Annotated in this window: 13 protein-coding genes; 9 read left to right on the forward strand and 4 right to left on the reverse strand. The window is 65.5% G+C overall.

Annotation, left to right across the window (positions count from 1 at the left end):
- Nucleotide 1: 1 nt before the first annotated feature.
- The 3 genes from Q8R73_RS22670 to Q8R73_RS22680 are packed head-to-tail and all read left to right on the forward strand — an operon-like array spanning nucleotide 2 to nucleotide 2,540.
- The gene (locus tag Q8R73_RS22670) at nucleotides 2-802 is read left to right on the forward strand and encodes an ABC transporter ATP-binding protein (protein WP_305721779.1); all 801 of its coding nucleotides are present in this window, start codon (nucleotides 2-4) and stop codon (nucleotides 800-802) included.
- Nucleotides 799-1,608: an ABC transporter permease gene (locus tag Q8R73_RS22675; protein ID WP_305721780.1), complete on the forward strand. Its 810-nt coding sequence runs from the start codon at nucleotides 799-801 to the stop codon at nucleotides 1,606-1,608. The genes Q8R73_RS22670 and Q8R73_RS22675 overlap by 4 nt, the downstream gene beginning before the upstream one ends.
- On the forward strand, nucleotides 1,605-2,540 hold the full coding sequence (locus tag Q8R73_RS22680; RefSeq protein WP_305721781.1) for a DMT family transporter: 936 nt from the start codon (nucleotides 1,605-1,607) through the stop codon (nucleotides 2,538-2,540). Before Q8R73_RS22675 ends, Q8R73_RS22680 begins: the two co-directional genes overlap by 4 nt.
- A 10-nt stretch (nucleotides 2,541-2,550) precedes the next feature.
- On the opposite strand, the gene Q8R73_RS22685 is transcribed toward Q8R73_RS22680, so the two are convergent.
- Nucleotides 2,551-3,447, reverse strand: coding sequence for an alpha/beta fold hydrolase (locus Q8R73_RS22685; protein ID WP_305721782.1), 897 nt, complete (start codon nucleotides 3,445-3,447; stop codon nucleotides 2,551-2,553).
- Nucleotides 3,444-5,069 carry a GMC family oxidoreductase gene (locus Q8R73_RS22690; RefSeq protein ID WP_305721783.1) on the reverse strand — a complete coding sequence of 542 codons (1,626 nt, stop codon included), beginning with the start codon at nucleotides 5,067-5,069 and terminating at the stop codon, nucleotides 3,444-3,446. The genes Q8R73_RS22685 and Q8R73_RS22690 overlap by 4 nt, the downstream gene beginning before the upstream one ends.
- Nucleotides 5,070-5,211: 142 nt before the next feature.
- Here Q8R73_RS22690 and Q8R73_RS22695 point away from each other — a divergent pair, with 142 nt between their 5' ends.
- Entirely contained in the window at nucleotides 5,212-6,384 is a 1,173-nt protein-coding gene (locus tag Q8R73_RS22695) for a M20 aminoacylase family protein (protein WP_305721784.1), read from the forward strand.
- A gap of 254 nt (nucleotides 6,385-6,638) precedes the next feature.
- Here the strand turns inward: Q8R73_RS22695 and Q8R73_RS22700 are convergent, their stop codons facing one another.
- Together Q8R73_RS22700 and Q8R73_RS22705 are read right to left on the reverse strand one after the other, a co-directional pair.
- On the reverse strand, nucleotides 6,639-8,087 hold the full coding sequence (locus Q8R73_RS22700; RefSeq protein ID WP_305721785.1) for a UdgX family uracil-DNA binding protein: 1,449 nt from the start codon (nucleotides 8,085-8,087) through the stop codon (nucleotides 6,639-6,641).
- A complete protein-coding gene (locus Q8R73_RS22705; protein ID WP_305721786.1) occupies nucleotides 8,084-9,322 on the reverse strand; it encodes a putative DNA modification/repair radical SAM protein in 1,239 nt (412 codons plus the stop codon). Before Q8R73_RS22705 ends, Q8R73_RS22700 begins: the two co-directional genes overlap by 4 nt.
- Before the next feature lie 156 nt (nucleotides 9,323-9,478).
- Between Q8R73_RS22705 and Q8R73_RS22710 the strand changes: the two genes are divergently transcribed.
- The 5 genes from Q8R73_RS22710 (at nucleotide 9,479) to Q8R73_RS22730 (ending at nucleotide 18,925) form a co-directional block, all read left to right on the forward strand.
- Complete coding sequence (locus Q8R73_RS22710) at nucleotides 9,479-10,303, forward strand: ImuA family protein (protein ID WP_305721787.1); 825 nt, start codon at nucleotides 9,479-9,481, stop codon at nucleotides 10,301-10,303.
- Complete coding sequence (locus Q8R73_RS22715; RefSeq protein ID WP_305721788.1) at nucleotides 10,200-11,858, forward strand: DNA polymerase Y family protein; 1,659 nt, start codon at nucleotides 10,200-10,202, stop codon at nucleotides 11,856-11,858. Before Q8R73_RS22710 ends, Q8R73_RS22715 begins: the two co-directional genes overlap by 104 nt.
- Nucleotides 11,855-15,298 carry an error-prone DNA polymerase gene (locus tag Q8R73_RS22720; protein ID WP_305721789.1) on the forward strand — a complete coding sequence of 1,148 codons (3,444 nt, stop codon included), beginning with the start codon at nucleotides 11,855-11,857 and terminating at the stop codon, nucleotides 15,296-15,298. The genes Q8R73_RS22715 and Q8R73_RS22720 overlap by 4 nt, the downstream gene beginning before the upstream one ends.
- A gap of 158 nt (nucleotides 15,299-15,456) precedes the next feature.
- On the forward strand, nucleotides 15,457-16,854 hold the full coding sequence (locus Q8R73_RS22725; protein WP_305721790.1) for a CoA transferase: 1,398 nt from the start codon (nucleotides 15,457-15,459) through the stop codon (nucleotides 16,852-16,854).
- Between the two features lie 208 nt (nucleotides 16,855-17,062).
- Nucleotides 17,063-18,925, forward strand: coding sequence for an acetyl-CoA hydrolase/transferase C-terminal domain-containing protein (locus Q8R73_RS22730; RefSeq protein WP_305721791.1), 1,863 nt, complete (start codon nucleotides 17,063-17,065; stop codon nucleotides 18,923-18,925).
- The last annotated feature ends 3 nt before the right edge of the window (nucleotides 18,926-18,928 follow it).

The following is an 18,928-nucleotide window of genomic DNA, read 5'->3' on the forward strand; positions in this document are numbered from 1 at the left end:
CATGAGCACCGCGGCTCCGGCGATGGCGGCGGTTCCCTACGTTTCGCTGGACCGCGTGGGCAAGACCTACTTGTCCTCGCGCGGTCCGGTCGCGGCGCTGGAAAACATCAGTCTCGACATCCGTCCGCGTGAATTCGTCAGCGTGGTCGGCCCGTCCGGCTGCGGCAAGAGCACGCTGCTGAAGCTGGTCGGCGGACTCGAGACTGTCTCGTCGGGACGGGTGGTGGTCGATGGCAAGGTGCTGGATGGTCCACCGGACCGGCTCGGCATGGTGTTTCAGCGCGACGTGCTGCTGGACTGGCGCACGATTCTGGACAACGTGTTGCTGTCGATCGAATTCACCCGCAAGCCGCGCGCCGAGGAGCGGGAACGCGCCATGGCGCTGATCAACCGGTTCGGGCTCGGCGGCTTCGAGCACCGTTTCCCGTGGGAACTTTCCGGCGGCATGCGGCAACGCGCGTCGATCTGCCGGGCGCTGCTGGCCGATCCCGAACTGTTGCTGATGGATGAACCGTTCGGCGCGCTGGACGCCATGACGCGCGACGATCTCAATGTCGAACTCGCCCATATCTGGCAGGATACCCGCAAGACGCTGCTGTTCATCACGCATTCGATCGTCGAAGCCGTCTTCCTGTCCGATCGGGTGGTGATGATGAGCAAGGCGCCCGGCGTCATCGTCGACACCATCGTCATCGATCTGCCGCGTCCGCGCCGGCTCGCGGTGCGCGACAGCGCCGAATTCGGTGCTTACGTGCACCGGATCCGCCACCACTTCGCCGAACTCGGGATCGTCAAGGAATGATGCGCTTCGTCAGAAAGTGGCTCGGCGGCGACAATGAGACGCGCGACGTCGTCGTGGTGCTGACGGCGGCCCTGCTGCTGTGGGAAGCCGGCGTCCTGCTCTTCAAGCCGTCGCCCTTGATCCTGCCGGCGCCTTCGGCCATTTTCGCAGCCTTCCTGGAAACCCCGGGCCTTTTCCTTCGCCATCTCGGCTTCACCCTCGCCATGACCTGCATCGGCTTCGGGCTCGCCGTCGTGCTCGGGGTCGCGCTGGCGGTCGGCATCGTCTATTCGCGATTTCTCGAGCGCACCATCTACACGCTGCTGGTCGCGCTCAATTCGATTCCGAAAGTGGCGTTGGCTCCGCTGTTCGTGATCTGGATGGGGACCGGACCGGAGCCGAAGGTCGCGATCGCGCTGATGCTCGCGATCTTTCCCATTGTGATCGACACCGTGCTCGGGCTGCGTTCGGTCGATCCGGACATGCTGCATCTGGCGCGGGTATCGAAAGCCTCGCCCTGGGCGGTGCTAACCAAGATACGCTTTCCCTGCGCTCTGCCCAGCCTGTTCGCCGGCATGAAGGTGGCGATCTCGTTCGCGCTGGTCGGCGCCATCGTCGGCGAATTCGTTGCCGGCAGTCAGGGTATCGGGTTCCAGATCCTGGTCGCGCAGGGCCAGTTCGACACCGTCAGGGTCTTCGTGTCGCTGCTGCTGCTCGGTCTCGTCGGCACCGTGCTGTTCTTTCTGGTCGATTATGCCGAGCGCCTGCTACTGCCGTGGCATGTGTCGCAGCGCGCCCGTCACGAACGATCCGCCGAGCGGGTATGAAGGCTGCGCCAAGCTCGCTCGGAACCTTGGCCCTGATCGCCACCGCCGCGCTGTGGGGCAGCAATCACGTGGTGGCGCGCGCGGCGCGCGAAGCGATACCGCTTCCTTCGCTGGTGTTCTGGCGCTGGCTACCCGCCGCGGTGCTGTTGACGCTCGTGGCGTTGCCGGCCCTTCGCGAGGCGTGGCCGACAATCCGGCCCCGGCTCGGCGGCTTGATCGTCGGCGGCGCGGTCGGCGTCGGGCTGTTCTCCTATCTGCTGCTGGGCGGCGCCTATCAGAGCCTGGCCATTGAAGTCGGCTTCATCAATGCCACGACGCCGGTCTGGGTGCTGCTGCTCGGATTATGGATGGGCGGCGGCAAGCTCGCGGCGGGCATGAAATGGGGCCTCGCGCTGGCCTTTGCCGGCACGCTTCTCATTATCACCAAGGGGCATCCGGAGGCCTTGACCGCGCTTTCCTTCAGCCTCGGCAATTTATGGTCGCTGCTGGCGGCGATGGCGTTCGCCTGGTTTTCGATCCGGGTGCGTGACTGGTCCCGCACCATCGCGCCGCTGGCGCTGACGGTGGTGACGGCCTGGTCGGGACTGATCGTGGTGATGTTGCCGGTTTACGTCGTCTGGATTGTCATGGGTGGGCCCTGGCTGGTCTGGAACGCCGACGAAACCGGCTTCGCGCTCAAGACGATCGCCTTCATGGCGCTGGGGCCGACCATGCTCGGCAATCTCTTCTATCTCTACGGCGTTGCCCGCATCGGCCCGGCGCGTGCTGCGGCCTTTCTCTACCTCAGCCCGCTGTTTTCGGCGGTGCTCTCGATCGGCTGGCTCGGTGAGCAACTGGCCTGGTATCATATCGCCGGTTTCGCGGCGATCTTCTCGGGATTGCTCGTTCTCGGTTATCCGAACAGCGCGCCAGCGCCGGCTGATCGAGTGTAGCCGGCTACAGCTATCGGTGCTTGAACGCCGCCAGCGCCTCGACCACCATCCCCGGCGCTTCCTGCGCCACGCAGTGACCGACCCCCTCGAACGTCCATTGGCTCGCGCCTGGAATCAGGGCGACGGCCCTGTCAGACATTTCCTTGTAGATCGGCCAGGATTTTTCGGCGGTTGCAACCCGCACCGGACATTCGATCGCGGACAGCCAGGCGAAGGGATTGCCGCGTTCATCGCCGGCATAGACCTGCGCCATCGCCTCGAAGATCGGCCCCAGCATAGCGGCCTCGATCTCCGGCGCGCAGAGCAGCCGCACCCGGCCGTCCGACTGGGCTTCGAAGCCATGCCGCACATAGGCCCACAGGGCGTGCTCGGACCAGTCGGCGAACGCGGGCGCCGCCCGAAAACGCTGGAATGCGGCGGCGGCGCTGTCGAATTCGCGCTGGCGGCGCAGCACGCCCTGCGCATAGGCCTGGCTGTCGCCGCCCGGCGCGCCGCCGGCGGCCGCGCGCGGATCCATCACCGTCGGCTCCATCACGAACAGGCGTGAAAATCGCCGCGGCAGCATTTTGGCGGCGAGCAGAAGGTCGGTGGCGCCGGCGCTGTGGCCGACGCCGAAAATGTCGGTGAGGTCGAGGGTCTCGACCACGGCGCAGAGATCGGATGCGAAATCCAGGAAGTGATATCGCTCCGGCGGCGGCTTGTGGCTGGCGCCGTGACCGCGGCGGTCGAGGCCGTACACGGTGTATTTGGACGCCAGTTCGCACGCGACCTCGTCCCAGACCTCGGCGACGAAGCCGGTACCGTGCACCAGCAGCGCGGGCGGCTTGCCGGAATCGCCGTCGCCCCAACGCGCCAGCGCCAGGCGCCCGCCGGCATGGTCGACCCACAGGCGATGCCGGTTCGTCATGTCGCGGCGCGCGAATCTTCGAGGATCATCGATGCCCCCTTTTCGGCGATCATCGCCGTCGGCGTATTGGTATTGCCCGACGTGATGGTCGGCATCACGGAGGCGTCGACCACACGCAGTCCGGCGAGGCCATGAAACCGCAGCCGTTCGTCGACCACGGCCATGGGATCGCTGGCCGTGCCCATCCTCGCGGTGCCGACCGGATGAAAGATCGTGGTGCCGATATCGCCGGCGGCTTTCGCCAGCGAAGCATCGTCATCGCCGACCGCTGGCCCCGGCAGGTATTCCTGCGGACGATACCGCGCCAGCGCCGGCTGCTGCATCAGCCGCCTTGTGGTGCGGATGGCGTCGGCGGCAACCTCGCGGTCATCGCCGGTCGACAGATAATTCGGCGCGATCGCCGGCGCCTCGTCGGCTCTGGCCGAGCGAATCCGCACGGTGCCGCGCGAGGTCGGCTGCAGGTTGCAGGCGCTCACGGTGATCGCGGGAAACCGGTGCAGGGGATCGCCGAACTTGTCGAGCGACAGCGGCTGCACGTGGAACTGGATATTGGCGCGCTCGCGGCGCGGATCCGAGCGGGTGAAGATGCCGAGCTGCGACGGCGCCATGGTCAGCGGTCCGCGGCGGCGGAAGGCATAATCGAGCCCCATCAGGCCGCGCCTCGCCAGCGAGTAATAAGTCTCGTTGAGGGTGCGCACGCCCTGGACCTGGTAGATCGCGCGCTGCTGCAGGTGGTCCTGCAGGTTGCGGCCGACGCCTTGGCGGTCGAGCACGGTCTCGATCCCGAGCGGCGCCAGCCAGTCAGCCGGCCCGATGCCGGAGCGGTGCAGCACCTGGGTCGATCCGATCGAGCCGGCGCACAGGATCACTTCGCCCCTGGCGCGGGCCTCGACTATCTCGCCGCCCTGGATAAAGCGCACGCCGACGGCGCGGCCCTGCTCGACGATCAGCCGGTCGACCAGCACGTGCTTCTCGAGGCGCAAATTGGGCCGGCTCAATACCGGCTTCAGGAAGCCCCGCGCCGATGACCAGCGGCGGCCGCGCTTCTGGTTGACATGGAAATAGCCGACGCCCTCATTGTCGCCGGTATTGAAATCGGGAATTTTCCGGATGCCCATTTCGACCGCGGCATCGCCGACCGCGTCCAGGATGGACCAGGACAGCCGCGGCGCCTCGATCCGCCAGCCGCCGCCGGCGCCGTGATGCTCGCTGTCGCCGAGGAAGTGATCCTCGAGCCGCCGGAACGCCGGCAGCACATCGTGATAGCCCCAGCCGGTGAGGCCGAGCTGGCGCCAGTGATCGTAGTCGGCGGCCTGTCCGCGCATCGAGATCATGGCATTGATGGCGGACGAGCCGCCGATCACCTTGCCGCGCGGATAGGCCAGCGATCGGCCGTTCAGTCCGGCCTCCGGCTCGGTCTTGAACATCCAGTCCGAGCGGGGATTGCCGATCGCAAAGAGATAGCCGACCGGGATATGAAACCAGATCCAGTTGTCGTTGCCGCCGGCCTCCAGGATCAGGACGCGTTTGTTCGGATCGGCTGACAGCCGGTTGGCGACGATGCATCCCGCGGTGCCCGCGCCGACGACGATGTAGTCGAAATCACCCTCAAGCCGCTTCATTAGCCACCACCGCGCCGCCCACCATGGGCTCAAAGGCCATACCGTCGCGGCTGCCCGCTGTACAGCGCCGCAGGGCCATTGGGCGGACCGCCCCTTGCATGCTAGACAGGACCAAATCGCTCCAACCCAACCGAGACACCCCATGCCCATCGTCAATCGCGTCGCCGATCTGCAACCCGATATCCAGGCCTGGCGCCGCGATATCCATCAGCATCCCGAATTGATGTACGACGTGCACCGCACTGCGGCATTCGTGGCGGACCGGTTACGGGAATTCGGTTGCGACGAGGTGGCGACCGGCCTCGGCCGCACCGGGGTGGTCGGCGTCATCCGGGGCCGCAAGTCCGCCGGCGCGGGCGACGTCAAGGTGATCGGGCTGCGCGCCGACATGGATGCGCTGCCGATCGAGGAAGAGACCAATCTGCCCTATGCCTCCAGGACGCCCGGCAAGATGCATGCCTGCGGCCATGACGGGCATACCGCCATGCTGCTGGGCGCGGCCCGCTATCTCGCCGAAACCCGGAATTTCGCCGGCGATGCGGTGGTGATCTTCCAGCCGGCGGAGGAGGGCGGGGCAGGTGCCGCCGCGATGATCGAGGACGGGTTGATGGACCGCTTCGCCATCGATCAGGTCTATGGCATGCATAATGGTCCGGGCATCCCGATCGGCTCGTTTGCGATCCGGCCGGGCCCGATCATGGCGGCGACCGATGCGATCGATATCCGGATCGAGGGATTGGGCGGCCACGCGGCGCGGCCGCACAAGTGCATCGATTCGGTTCTGGTCGGCGCGCAGCTGATCACGGCGCTGCAATCGATCGTCTCGCGCACCGTCGATCCCCTGGAATCCGCCGTGATTTCGATGTGCGAATTCCATGCCGGCAACGCGCGCAACGTGATCCCGCAAACCGCGGAACTGAAGGGCACCGTTCGCACCCTGACGGACGAGGTGAGGGAACTGGTGGAGAAGCGGGTGCGCGAGGTCGTCGCCGGTGTGGCGCAGATGACCGGCGCCAAAATCGACCTGGTGTACGAACGCGGCTATCCCGTGGTGGTCAACCATGCCTCGCAGACCGACTTCGCAACCCAGGTCGCGAAGGAAGTCGCCGGCGACGCCAATGTTCACGACATGGTGCCGCTGATGGGCGCGGAGGATTTCGCCTACATGCTGGAGAAGCGTCCCGGTGCGTTCATTTTCTGCGGCAACGGCGACAGCGCCGGACTGCACCATCCCGCCTACAATTTCAACGACGACGCGATCGTCTACGGCACCTCGTACTGGATCAAGCTGGTGGAGAACACGCTGGCGGCGTGAGGCGTTTCACCTGTGTCCGGGCGCGGCGCAGCGCTCCCGGGCAGGTGCCGCGGAGCCGGGCAAACGTTGGTACGCTTCAGCTTTACAGGATGGGACCCGGGTCCCGTGCCGCAAGACCGGCACGCTACGCGGCGTCCGGGGCTAGGGTCGCTACGCAACGCGCCGGACTTGAGAACCGACGGCACAGTAATGTCACAATTAAAGGTTGTGCAACGAAATGTCAAATCCTTCTGCTGACTATCCATATGAATGGGCTACGCCTCTCGCGCCGATTTCCGCAGGATTGCGGACGCTATCCTGAGGTCATCGACGAAGCGTTGATATTCCAGCGCTTTTGCGTCCGCGTCTGGTAGCCGCAACAGATAGGACGGATGCACCGTAGCGAGGGCCTTGGTGCCGTTATCGAGATCGAGCAAGCGGCCGCGGGTCTTGTTGATCCGCATGATCCTGCCGAACACGGTTTGCGCCGCGGTGGCGCCCATCGCCACCACCAGGTCGGGTTTGATCGACGCAAGTTCGCGTTCGTACCATGGCCGGCATGCCCTGATTTCCGACGCACTCGGTTTCTGGTGCAGGCGGATTTTTCCACGCGGCACGAACTTGAAATGCTTGACGGCATTGGTGACGTAAACCTTGTCGCGCGCGATGCCGGCTTGCTCCAGAGCCCGGTCGAGCATCTGGCCGGCAGGTCCCACGAACGGCTTTCCTGCAAGGTCTTCCCTGTCGCCGGGCTGCTCGCCGACCAGCATCAAGGTTGCCTGCCGCGGACCTTCGCCGAACACGGTCTGGGTCGCGTCTTTCCACAGCGGACAGGCGCGGCAATCGGCGGCCTCCTCGCGCAGCGTCGCGATATCGCCTGATGGGATTGGATGTTGACGCGGCACGGCTGGTTCCGGCCGCTTCTGCGGCTTGTGCGGCGCAGTTGCGGCATTGGCGATCATGGCGCCTGTCAGGCGTTCCGCGCCTTCGATCAAGGGCTTGATCAGCGAAGCCTCCGGCAGGTTCCGCCAATATTTCTTCGGCATCTCCTTCTGCATGGCCTTCGCCTTGAGCCGCGCAGGGTTGAAAATGCTGGCGTAATAACGCCGCCAGGTTTCTTCCAGCCGGTCTTCCGTCGGCGCGTCGGCCCTGGATACGCCCGGCGTGATCGAGATGGCATGCCCGTCCCAATGCGCGCACGCTTCCGGCGTCAGGATCGACCACGCCATGTCGGCGAACCGGCGCGCGAAAAACGGCGCCGCCAGTTCGACGATGTGATGCTCCGGCTCGAACCAGGCCACGTAATGGGAATTTTGCTCGCGGCCGATTGCACGGAAGCGGACGAAGGCGTGCATCTTGTGCTCGTCGCGGTGTACGGCCCGGGTCATCGCCATGACCTGCGCGACGTCGGGATCGGTCGCGACATCGAGCAGATCGTGATTGCGTGGCAGCCGCCACAGCAGGCGGTAGAGCAGCGCAAACCGTTCGGGATGGCGGTGCAGGATCGCCGATTGCGCGAGATCGACGAATTTGGCCGGTACGCTGAACGTGCCTGATGGGGTTTGCAGCGGCTGTGCGTCGTCAGGCGGCTCGAACAATTCGGGCTGGCCGCCGCGCACGCACCATGTCACCTCTTCCGGCTTGACCTCGTTCAGCACGAGCGCCCGCGCCGCTTGCCGCCAGCCGTCGAAATCCGTTTCGCTGTCGAGCGTGATGTGCCTCAAAATCCAAACCCCAGTTGCGTCGCCTTCGGCTTGAATCGCTCCGCCAGCCGTGCGCCATCCAGCAGATTCGGTGACGGCCGGTGATCGCTGAGAACAATGAAGGGCAGGGCCTTGTTCCGGGGAATGTGCAGGCGGGCGAGATCGGCAGCACGGATTGATGTGATCCGCCTTGTGGCGATGATGCGGTCCACCGCCCTGGTGCCGAAGCCGGGGACGCGCAATAGGTCCTCGCGGCTGGCGCGGTTGACGTCGAGCGGAAATCGCTCGCGATGCCGCAGCGCCCAGGCCAGTTTCGGATCGATGTCGAGCGACAGCATGCCGGCGGTTTTGTCGACGATCTCGCCGACATCGAACCCGTAAAACCGCATCAGCCAGTCGGCCTGATAAAGCCGGTGTTCCCTGATCAGTGGCGGCGCGCTCAGGGGCAGAGCGTGACTGGCATCGGGGATCGGGCTGAACGCGGAGTAATAGACCCGCTTGAGCTTGTAGGAGCCGTACAGATTGGCGCTGGTGTTGAGGATGGTCTGGTCGTTGGCGGAATCGGCGCCAATGATCATCTGGGTGCTCTGGCCGGCCGGCGCGAATTTCGCTGCGGTGTTGCCCTTCGGCGTAACCTTGCGGCCTTCGCGTGCTTCATCGAGCCTCAAACGCAGCCGGCCCATGGTGCGGCGGATCGCGCGCACGTCTTTCTCCGGGGCGAGCCTGGCGAGGCTGGCTTCTTCCGGTACTTCGATATTGATGCTGAGACGGTCGGCATAGTGGCCGGCTTCCGCGATCAGCGCGTCGTCGGCTTCCGGAATGGTTTTGAGATGGATGTAACCGCGAAAATGATGTTCCTCGCGCAGCTTGCGCGCGACGCCGACCACCTGCTCCATGGTGTAGTCGGCACTGCGGATGATGCCCGAGGAAAGAAACAATCCCTCGATGTAGTTGCGACGATAGAAGTCGAGAGTCAGTTTGACGACTTCATCGACGGTGAAGCGGGCGCGCGGCACGTTGCTGCTGGCGCGGTTGACGCAATAAAGGCAGTCGTAATTGCAGGCGTTGGTGAGCAGGATCTTCAGCAGCGAGATGCAGCGGCCATCCGGCGCGTAGGAATGGCAGATGCCCATGCCCTCGGTCGAGCCGACGCCCTTGCCATCGCGGCTGTCGCGCCTTTCGGTGCCGCTGGACGCGCAGGACGCGTCATATTTGGCAGCATCCGCCAGGATCTCCAGTTTACGCTGCACATCCATCCGAAATCCCTTTGATTCCATTCATGAATCGGCTGGATGCCGATCCTGATTGACTCTCTCGTCCCTATTAGCTTTATATTAGAACATATCATGAACAAATGAGCCAGCTTCTGGTTCTCTCGAACCAGTGACGGCCACCACCCAGGGGAACGGCGCATGACCGGCGCACGCACGAACACGCTTGCGAGTTTGCGCGGCAGCATCGAGCGCATCGAGGCGCATGCCGACGCGTCGGCGCCTGCGCGCGTGGCGCTCGGGCATGCGGAGGCCGATGCGACGCTGCAGGGCGGTCTCGCGCCGGCCGCGGTGCACGAGGTATTTGCCGAGGGACGGCAGAGCGCCGCGGCGACCGGGTTCATCGCAGGCCTTGCGGGACTCGCCAGCCTCGTAAGCCACGCGGGGCGCGCGGGCTACGCGGCGGCACGGCGGCCCCTGGTGTGGATCCGGCAGGATTTTGCCGAGATCGAATCCGGCGCGCTGTCGATGGCCGGCCTTGCCGAACTCGGCCTCGATCCGCGCCGCGTGGTGACCGTGCGCGCCGCCGACGTCGACGCCGCGCTGCGGACCGCCGCCGACGCGCTGGCCTGCGATGCGCTGGGCGCGGTGGTGCTGGAAGTCTGGGGCGAAGCCCGACAGTTCGATCTCGTCGCCAGCCGGAAGCTGACGCTGGCGGCGCAGGCCTCCGGCGTCACCGGATTGTTGCTGCGGGTGGCGGCGCAGCCCCAGCCCTCGACGGCGGAGACGCGATGGATCGTGCGCGCGGCACATTCGCCGCCCGCCTCGGTCGGGAGCGCGTGGGGCGCGCCGGTGTTCGACGCGCAACTCGTCCGCAATCGTCATGGCCCTGTCGGGCGGTGGATCATGGAATGGAAATGTGATGAGTGCCTTTTCGCGAAACCGTCGGCGTATCCTCAGCCTGTGGCTGCCGCGCCTGCCCATCGACCGCATCAAGCGCGCGCGCCGGAGCGCCGCGCCGGGTAACCATACGAACACTGCGCCCCCTCTCCCGCTTGCGGGGGAGGGCGGGGGTGGGGGTGCCGCCGCGAGTCCTGAAGACGATCCATGCATCGTCGTCGCCAAACAAAACAACGCGCTGCAGATTTTCGCGCTCGATGACGCCGCAGCGCGTTTTGGTCTTTCGATCGGCCTGCCGCTCGCCAACGCCCGCGCCATCTGTCCGCAATTAAAAGTGTTCGATGCCGATGAAGCCGCCGACGCCAGGGCATTGAGCGACATCGCCACCTGGTGCGACCGCTTCACCCCGCTGGTGGCGCTGGATCGCCCGCATGGCCTTTTTCTCGACATTTCCGGCTGCGCCCATCTGTTCGGCGGCGAGGCTGCGCTGATGCAGATGGTATGCGGCGCGCTGACCCGGCAGGGTTTTGCCGTCAGCGCCGCGATCGCGGGGACATCGATCTGCGCGCGCACCATGACGCGTCATGTCTCCGGCCGCATCGTGCCGGATGGCGGTGAGGCCGAGGCGGTAAGGCCGTTGCCGGTCGCAGCACTCGGCGCCGATGACGCCATCACCCGCGGCCTGCGCCGCGCCGGGCTGAAGACCATCGGCGATGTGGCGTCGCGCGCCCGCCACGAAATCACGGCGCGTTTCGGCGATGATTTTACGGTCCTGCTGGAGCAGGCGCTGGGGCAGGGCGACGCGCCGATCAGCCCGTTGAAACCGCTGCCGGATTTCATCGTCGAGAAGCGGTTTGCCGAACCGGTCGCCACCGAAGGCGTGATATCCGCGACCCTGTCCCGGCTGGCTGGAATGCTGGTCGTGGCGATGGACCGGCAGGGCAAGGGCGCGCGGCGGCTGGAGGCCCATTTCTTCCGTACCGACGGCGCGGTGCGCGCGATTGCGGTCGACACCGGGCAGCCCGTCACCCGGCCCGAGGTGATCGACCGGCTGTTTCGCGAGCGGCTCGATGCGTTGCACGATCCGCTCGATCCCGGTTTCGGCTTCGATCTAATTCGCCTGTCGGCCAGTCGCGTCGAGATCGTGGTGCAGCAACAGCACGATCTCGATGCCAATGTGCACGACAATGACGAGTTGACGGCCCTGATCGATCGCATCGCCGCGCGGATCGGCGGACAGCGCGTGGTCGTGCACCTGCCCCAGGACACCCATATTCCGGAACGCGCGGTAAAGGCTGTGCCGGCGCAGCATCATCTGGCCGCGGCGCGGCAGGCGGCGTGGCCGGCCCGGGAGGAGAGCGAACCGCCGTTGCGGCCGCTGCGGCTGTTCGCGCGACCGGAAGCGATCAAGGTGATCGCGGAAGTGCCGGATGGCCCACCGGCGTGGTTTCAGTGGCGGCGGGCGTCCCACACGGTGATGCGCGTCGAGGGCCCGGAGCGCGTCGCCATGGAATGGTGGCGATCGCCGGAAGCGATGCTGACGCGCGATTATTTCCGCGTCGAGGACGAAACCGGCCTGCGGTTCTGGCTCTACCGCGACGGTCTGTACGATCGCGAGATCGCGCAGCGCGAGGGCGAAATCGTTCAGCCGAACTGGTTCGTGCACGGGCTGTTCGCATGAACGGGCCTGACGCCATGGCCTATGCCGAGATCGGAATCACCACGAATTTCTCGTTCCTGCGCGGCGGATCGCATCCGCAGGAATATGTGCGGGAGGCGAGCGACCTGCGGCTTGCGGCCATCGGTATTGCCGATCGCAACACCTTGGCCGGGGTGGTGCGGGCCTACAAGGAACTGGAAAACCCCGAGCTCACCTGCAAGCCGAAACTTCTGATCGGTTCGCGCCTCGTCTTCATCGACGGCACGCCCGATATCCTGGTCTATCCGCGCGACCGCGCCGCCTACGGCCGGCTATGCCAGTTGCTGACCCGCGGCAAGCGCGGCGGCGATGCCGACAAGACCGAAAAGGGCGAATGTCGGCTCGGTCTCGACGATCTCCTCGAATTCGCCGCAGGGCAGCTGCTGGTTCTGACGCTGCCGCACCGCTTCGAGCCGGAAAATACCTTCAAAATTCTGGACCGGTTGCGGCGCAGCCGCGCCGATGGTGTGTGGCTGGCAGCCAGCCTGCTGTACCGCGGCGATGACAGGCGCCGCCTCGCGCGGCTGCAGCGGATCGCGGCCACCGCCGGGGTACCGCTGCTGGCGACCAACGAGGTGCTGTATCACCATCCCGCCCGGCGTCCGCTGCAGGATGTTCTCACCTGCATCCGCGAGAAGGCCACCATCGAGGTTATTGGAAAGCGGCTTGAAGCCAACGCGGAGCGCTATCTCAAGCCGGCGCACGAAATGGCGCGGCTGTTTCGCGACATGCCGGAGGCGCTGGTGGAAACCATGCGGTTCGCGGACCGCATCGATTTCTCGCTGGACCAGCTGAAATACCAGTATCCCGACGAGCCGGTGCCGCCGGGCAAGACCGCGCAGCAGCATCTGGAAGACCTGACATGGGCCGGCGTCAGGCAATATTTTTCCGGCGAGATTGACGACAGGCTTCGCGCTACCCTTCGCAAGGAGCTCGACCTCATCGCCGAACTGAACTACGCGCATTATTTTCTCACCGTGCACGACATCGTCCGGTATGCCCGAAGCCAGCACATCCTCTGCCAGGGCCGGGGCTCGGCGGCCAATTCAGCCGTCTGCTACGTACTCGGCGTCACCTCGGTCGATCCGACCAAGGTCGATCTGCTGTTCGAGCGGTTCATTTCCAGGGAGCGGCTGGAGCCGCCCGACATCGACGTCGATTTCGAGCATTCGCGGCGCGAGGAGGTGATGCAATATGTCTACCGCCGCTATGGCCGCCATCGCGCCGCGATCATTGCCACCGTGATTCATTACCGGCCGCGCAGCGCGATCCGCGACGTCGGCAAGGCACTGGGGCTGACGGAAGACGTCACCGCCGCGCTGGCCGATACCGTGTGGGGCAGCTGGGGCAAGGGTCTCAACGACATGCAGGTGCGGCAGGCCGGGCTCGATCCGCAAAATCCCATGGTCGGGCTCGCGGTCGAACTCGCCACCGAGCTGATCGAATTTCCGCGGCATCTGTCGCAGCATGTCGGCGGCTATGTGCTGACCCAGGACCGGCTCGACTCCTATGTGCCGATCGGCAATGCCGCGATGGACGATCGCACCTTCATCGAGTGGGACAAGGACGACGTCGACGCCCTCAAGATGATGAAGGTGGATGTGCTGGCGCTGGGCATGCTGACCTGCATCCGCAAATGCTTCGACCTGATCGCCGATCACAAAAGCGAGCATTGGGAACTTGCGTCGGTTCCTCAGGATGTCCCTGAAGTCTACGACATGCTGTGCCGGGGCGAGTCGCTCGGCGTCTTCCAGGTCGAGAGCCGCGCCCAGATGAACATGCTGCCGCGGCTGAAGCCGCGGACCTTCTACGATCTCGTCATCGAGGTCGCGATCGTGCGGCCTGGCCCGATCCAGGGCGACATGGTGCATCCCTATCTCAGACGACGGAACGGCATCGAGAAGGAGAATTATCCTTCGCCGTCGCCCAATCACGGATCTCCGGATGAGCTCTACAAGGTCCTGCACAAGACGCTCGGCGTACCCTTGTTTCAGGAGCAGGCGATGCGTATCGCGATCGAGGCGGCAGGGTTTACCCCGGAAGAGGCGAACGGATTGCGCCGTGCGATGGCGACATTTCGTAATGTCGGCACCATCGGCAATTTCGAAGAGAAGATGACCGGCAACATGATCCGGCGCGGCTACGATCCGGAGTTCGCGAAGAACTGCTTCAACCAGATCAAGGGATTCGGTTCTTACGGTTTTCCGGAAAGCCACGCCGCGAGTTTCGCCCAGCTGGTCTATGTCTCGTCATGGCTGAAGCATTTCCACCCCGACGCGTTCTGCTGCGGGCTTTTGAACTCGCAGCCGATGGGCTTTTACGCCCCGGCGCAGATCGTCGGCGATGCCCGCGCCAACGGCGTCGAGGTGCGCGAGATCGACGTGTCGTTCAGCCACGCGCAGAATACGCTGGAGGAGAAAAGCGGCGAGTATTGCGCCGTGCGACTCGGCTTCCGCCAGATCGACGGCTTCAAATGGGTTGATCCCGATGAGGAACGGTTGAAACAAATTCAACCGTCATTCCGGGATGCGCCGCTTGGCGCAGACCCGGAATCTCGAGATTCCGGGTTCGTCGCTGTCGCGACGCCCCGAAATGACGGCAATTCCGGCGACTGGGCCGAGCGCATCGTCGCCGCCCGCGCGCGCCGTCCCTTCACCACGCTGGAGGATTTCGCCCGCGATACCGCGCTCCCAAAGCGCGCGCTGATTCTGCTGGCGGATGCCGATGCGTTCCGTTCCATCGGGCTCGATCGCCGCGCCGCCCTGTGGGCGGTGCGACGGCTGCCCGACGACGTGGCGCTGCCGCTGTTCGAAATCGCCGCCGCGCGCGAGCAGCCGGACGAGAACGCGCGGCCGCTGCCGGAAATGCCGCTGTCGGAGCAGGTGGTCGCCGACTATCAGACCGTCCGGCTTTCGCTGAAGGGCCACCCGATGGAATTTCTGCGGCCGATGCTGACGCGGGAGCGTGTCGTCGCCTGCAGGGATGTCTGCCATGCCAACGACAGAAAGCGTGTCCGCTGCGCCGGCGTGGTGCTGGTGCGGCAGCGGCCGGGCAGCGCCAGGGGCGTGGTGTTCATGACGCTGGAGGACGAAACCGGCATCGCCAATATCGTGGTGTGGCCGCAGGTGATGGAAGGCTTCCGCAAGGAGGTGATGGGCGCGCGGCTGCTGCTGGTCGAGGGCTATATCCAGAGTAGTCCCGAACAGGTGACGCATCTGGTCGCGCAACGCCTGACCGACCGCTCCCACGATCTGGTCGGCCTCGCCGAAGACGCGCTCGGCCGCAGGCATGCCGTGCCGGCCGGGCCCGCGCTGATCGAGCCGCTCAACGACGACCGTCGCGAGCATTCGGACAATCCCGCCCAGAAAATCCGCCATCCGCGCAATGTACGGATACTGCCGCCGTCGAGGGATTTTCATTGAACCTCTGCGCCGCGAGATTAAGACGCATGTCTGGAGACATGGCGTTGAAGGAGCCGTAGAATGGTCGGGCTTGACCAGACTTGACCCCGCCATCCACCGGGCTAGATGGATAGGCAGGTCGAGCCGCGTGTGACGGCGTGGAGAACCGGGAAGTCCCGATGCAAAGCCCTCGCGAAATTCTTGCCGACGTCTGGACCCAGGCCGGCGGCGATGCCGCTGCGCTCGACGACGTCACGCTGAGCGGTGAGGAGCCGCAACTCCCGTCGTCGTTTCGTGTCGCCGCCGCGGCGCAGGCCGGCGTCGCCGCGGCTGGATTGGCCGCCGCGCAGATCTGGCAAATGCGCAGCGGGCAAGGCCAGCGCCTCGCCGTCGACATGCGTCACGCCGTCGTCGAATGTCGCAGCGAGCGCTATCTTCGGGTGAACGGCGAGGGCTCTCCGATGATGTGGGACGCCATCGCCGGGATCTACAAGACCCGTGATGCGCGCTTCGTGCGGCTGCATACCAATTTTCCGCATCACCGCGACGCCGTCTGCATGGTGCTGAATTGCAGGGCCGAACGCGACGACGTCCAGGCCGCGCTGATGCAGTGGGATGCCGAGGCGTTCGAGACCGCGGCCTATGCCGCAGGCGGCGTGGTGGCGATGATGCGCTCGCGCGAGGAATGGCTGGCGCACCCCCACGCCCGGGTGCTGGCCGAACACCCTCTGGTCTCGATCGAAAAGATCGGCGACGCCGCGCCAAGACCATGGCCCGGCGGCGAACGCCCGCTAGCCGGGCTGCGCGTGCTCGACCTGTCGCGGGTGATCGCGGGTCCCGTCGCCGGGCGCACGCTCGCGGCGCATGGCGCCGACGTGCTGCTGATTTCCGGACCCGACCTGCCGTTCATTCCCTGGCTCACCATCGACACCGGTCGCGGCAAGCTCACCAGCCTGGTCGACCTCAAGCGCGAGCAGGGGCGGGAAACGATGCGGGGCCTGCTTGCGAGCGCGGACATCTTCTCGCAAGGCTATCGCCCGCGCGCACTGGCGACGCTCGGCTTCTCGCCGCAAGACGCGGCGAAAATCAACCCCGGCATCGTCTATGTATCGCTCGCGGCCTATGGTCATGCCGGGCCATGGGCGGAGCGCCGCGGCTTCGACTCGCTGGTTCAGACCGCGACCGGTTTCAACCATGCCGAAGGCGAGGCGGCCGGGGTCGAAGGCCCGAAGGAATTGCCGGCGCAAATTCTCGACCACGCCACGGGCTACCTGATGGCGTTCGGCGCCATGATGGCGAAGGCACGCCAGGCGCGCGAAGGCGGTAGCTGGCACGTCCGGGTATCGCTGGCGCGGACCGGGCAATGGCTGTGGAATTTCGGCCGCGTGGTTGACGGTTTCAGCACGGAGGATTTGAAGGGCGACGCGGTGAAGCCGCTGATGGAGGAGATTCCCTCCGGCTTCGGCTCACTGCGGTCGGTCAGGCATTCGGCGGTCCTGTCGAAAACGCCGGCGTTCTGGCTGCGACCGGCGATGCCGCTGGGCAGTCACCCGCCGCAATGGCCGCCGCGTTCCTGACGAGGCGAACGACCCGAACAAACCATTGTTGTCTCCGGCCAGCCCGGACATTCTCGCGCGTATAACAGCTACAGACCGACGTGCCCTGGCGTTGCGGGGCAATTCCCCGCCGCAACCAATACGGCCTGATGGGATTATACCAGGTTCAGACAGTCGAATCGTTCAGCCGGCCCGCGATGTGGCCGGCATTTTTCCCGATGGAATCCCGATGCTGATGAAATTCACCGACCCCGATGACATGGCGGAGCACATCATCCGTGATGTCGGCACCAACCTGGTGGTCGGGCTGCCGCTCGGGCTTGGCAAGGCCAACCATATCGCCAACGCGCTCTATGCGCGCGCCGCCGCCGACCGCGCCATCAACCTGACCTTCTTCACGGCGCTGACGCTGGAAAAGCCGAGGCCGAAGAGCCTGCTGGAACGCCGCTTCATCGCGCCCGTCATCGACCGGCTGTTCGGCGGCTATCCAGATCTCGCCTACGCCGGTGCGCTGCATGCGGATGAGCTGCCGCCTAACGTCAAGGTGATCGAATTCTTCTTCCTGGCGGGAAAATGGCTGCACGCGCCGTTCGCACAGCAGCATTACATTTCCGCAAATTACACCCATGCGTCGTCGTATCTCCTGGCGCGCGGGCTCAATGTCGTCACCCAGCTGGTGGCCAAGCGCGTCGTCGATGGCGAGACCCGCTATAGCCTGAGCTGCAACACCGACACGACGCTGGACCTGCTGCGCGCCCGGGTCGAAGGGCGCGCCGCCTTCAAGATGTTCGCGCAGGTCAACTCGGAACTGCCGTTCATGCCGGGCGCGGGCGACCTTGCGGCGACCGAGTTCAGCGCGGTGCTCGACAGTCCCGAAACGGATTTTCCGCTGTTCGCCCCGCCGGCCGAGCCGGTCAGCGACACCAAATACGCCATCGGTCTGCATGCCGCGACCCTGGTGCGCGACGGCGGCACGCTGCAGATCGGCATCGGCCAGATCGGCGACGCGCTGGCGCAGGGGCTGATCGTGCGCCACCGCGACAATGCACGGTTTCGCGAGATCATGCAGCGGCTGTCGCCCGGCGCGGAACAGCTCCCGGCGCTGGGGGCCGAGACCTTCGAAACGGGACTCTACGGCGTCAGCGAGATGCTGACCGAGGCGTTCATTCGCCTGATCGAGGCCGATATCCTCAAGCGCGAGGTCGATGGCGTGGTGCTGCATGGCGCCTTCTTCCTGGGGCCCAAATCGTTCTATCGCGCCCTGCGGGAGATGGCGCCGGACGCGATCGCCCGGATCCAGATGATGCCGGTGTCTTTTACCAACGAGCTTTATGGCAACGAAGCCGCCAAGCGGCGCGCCCGCGTCGATGCCCGCTTCATCAACAATGCGATGATGGCGACCTTGATGGGAGCTGCGGTTTCCGACGGCCTCGAGAACGGACAGGTCATCAGCGGCGTCGGCGGCCAGTATAATTTCGTCGCGCAAGCCTTCGCGCTGCAGGGGGCGCGCGCCATTCTCACCGTCGAAGCGACGCGGCAGGCGGGAGCCAGGGCACATTCGAACATCCGCTGGACCTACGGGCACCAGACCATTCCGCGCCATTTGCGCGATGTCACCATCACCGAATATGGCGTCGCCGATCTCCGGGGCAAATCCGACGCCGACGTGATCGCGGCGTTGCTCGCCGTGGCGGACTCGCGCTTTCAGGGCGAACTGGCACGGCAGGCCAAGGATGCCGGCAAGCTGCCGAAGAATTTCGAAATTCCGGCGGACCGGCGCGAGAATTTTCCCGAACGCATCAAGGCAGCCTTGAAGCCGGCGCGCGATGCGGGGCTGCTGCCGTCATTCCCGTTCGGCAGCGATTTCACCGACACCGAGCAACGGCTGATTCCGGCGCTGCAGGTCCTGCAGCAAGCGCTGCATACGCCGCTGCAACTGCCGGGGCTGTTGTGGCAGGGTTTGACGCGCACTCCCGATGCCGCCGATGACGAATGCCTGGCGAGGCTCGGCCTCGACAATCCCAAAACGTTTGCGGAACGCGCCTATCGCGCGCTGGTCGGCGCGGCGCTGGCGCGGAGCAGGGCGCAATGAAGG

Origin of the sequence: Bradyrhizobium sp., from assembly GCF_030697065.1 — a bacterium.
GTDB lineage: Bacteria > Pseudomonadota > Alphaproteobacteria > Rhizobiales > Xanthobacteraceae > Bradyrhizobium.

Coding starts and splice junctions, on each gene's coding strand:
- Q8R73_RS22670 (WP_305721779.1), top strand. CDS start 2: ATGAGCACCGCGGCTCCGGCGATGGCGGCGGTTCCCTACGTTTCGCTG.
- Q8R73_RS22675 (WP_305721780.1), top strand. CDS start 799: ATGATGCGCTTCGTCAGAAAGTGGCTCGGCGGCGACAATGAGACGCGC.
- Q8R73_RS22680 (WP_305721781.1), top strand. CDS start 1,605: ATGAAGGCTGCGCCAAGCTCGCTCGGAACCTTGGCCCTGATCGCCACC.
- Q8R73_RS22685 (WP_305721782.1), bottom strand. CDS start 3,447: ATGACGAACCGGCATCGCCTGTGGGTCGACCATGCCGGCGGGCGCCTG.
- Q8R73_RS22690 (WP_305721783.1), bottom strand. CDS start 5,069: ATGAAGCGGCTTGAGGGTGATTTCGACTACATCGTCGTCGGCGCGGGC.
- Q8R73_RS22695 (WP_305721784.1), top strand. CDS start 5,212: ATGCCCATCGTCAATCGCGTCGCCGATCTGCAACCCGATATCCAGGCC.
- Q8R73_RS22705 (WP_305721786.1), bottom strand. CDS start 9,322: ATGGATGTGCAGCGTAAACTGGAGATCCTGGCGGATGCTGCCAAATAT.
- Q8R73_RS22710 (WP_305721787.1), top strand. CDS start 9,479: ATGACCGGCGCACGCACGAACACGCTTGCGAGTTTGCGCGGCAGCATC.
- Q8R73_RS22715 (WP_305721788.1), top strand. CDS start 10,200: ATGAGTGCCTTTTCGCGAAACCGTCGGCGTATCCTCAGCCTGTGGCTG.
- Q8R73_RS22720 (WP_305721789.1), top strand. CDS start 11,855: ATGAACGGGCCTGACGCCATGGCCTATGCCGAGATCGGAATCACCACG.
- Q8R73_RS22725 (WP_305721790.1), top strand. CDS start 15,457: ATGCAAAGCCCTCGCGAAATTCTTGCCGACGTCTGGACCCAGGCCGGC.
- Q8R73_RS22730 (WP_305721791.1), top strand. CDS start 17,063: ATGCTGATGAAATTCACCGACCCCGATGACATGGCGGAGCACATCATC.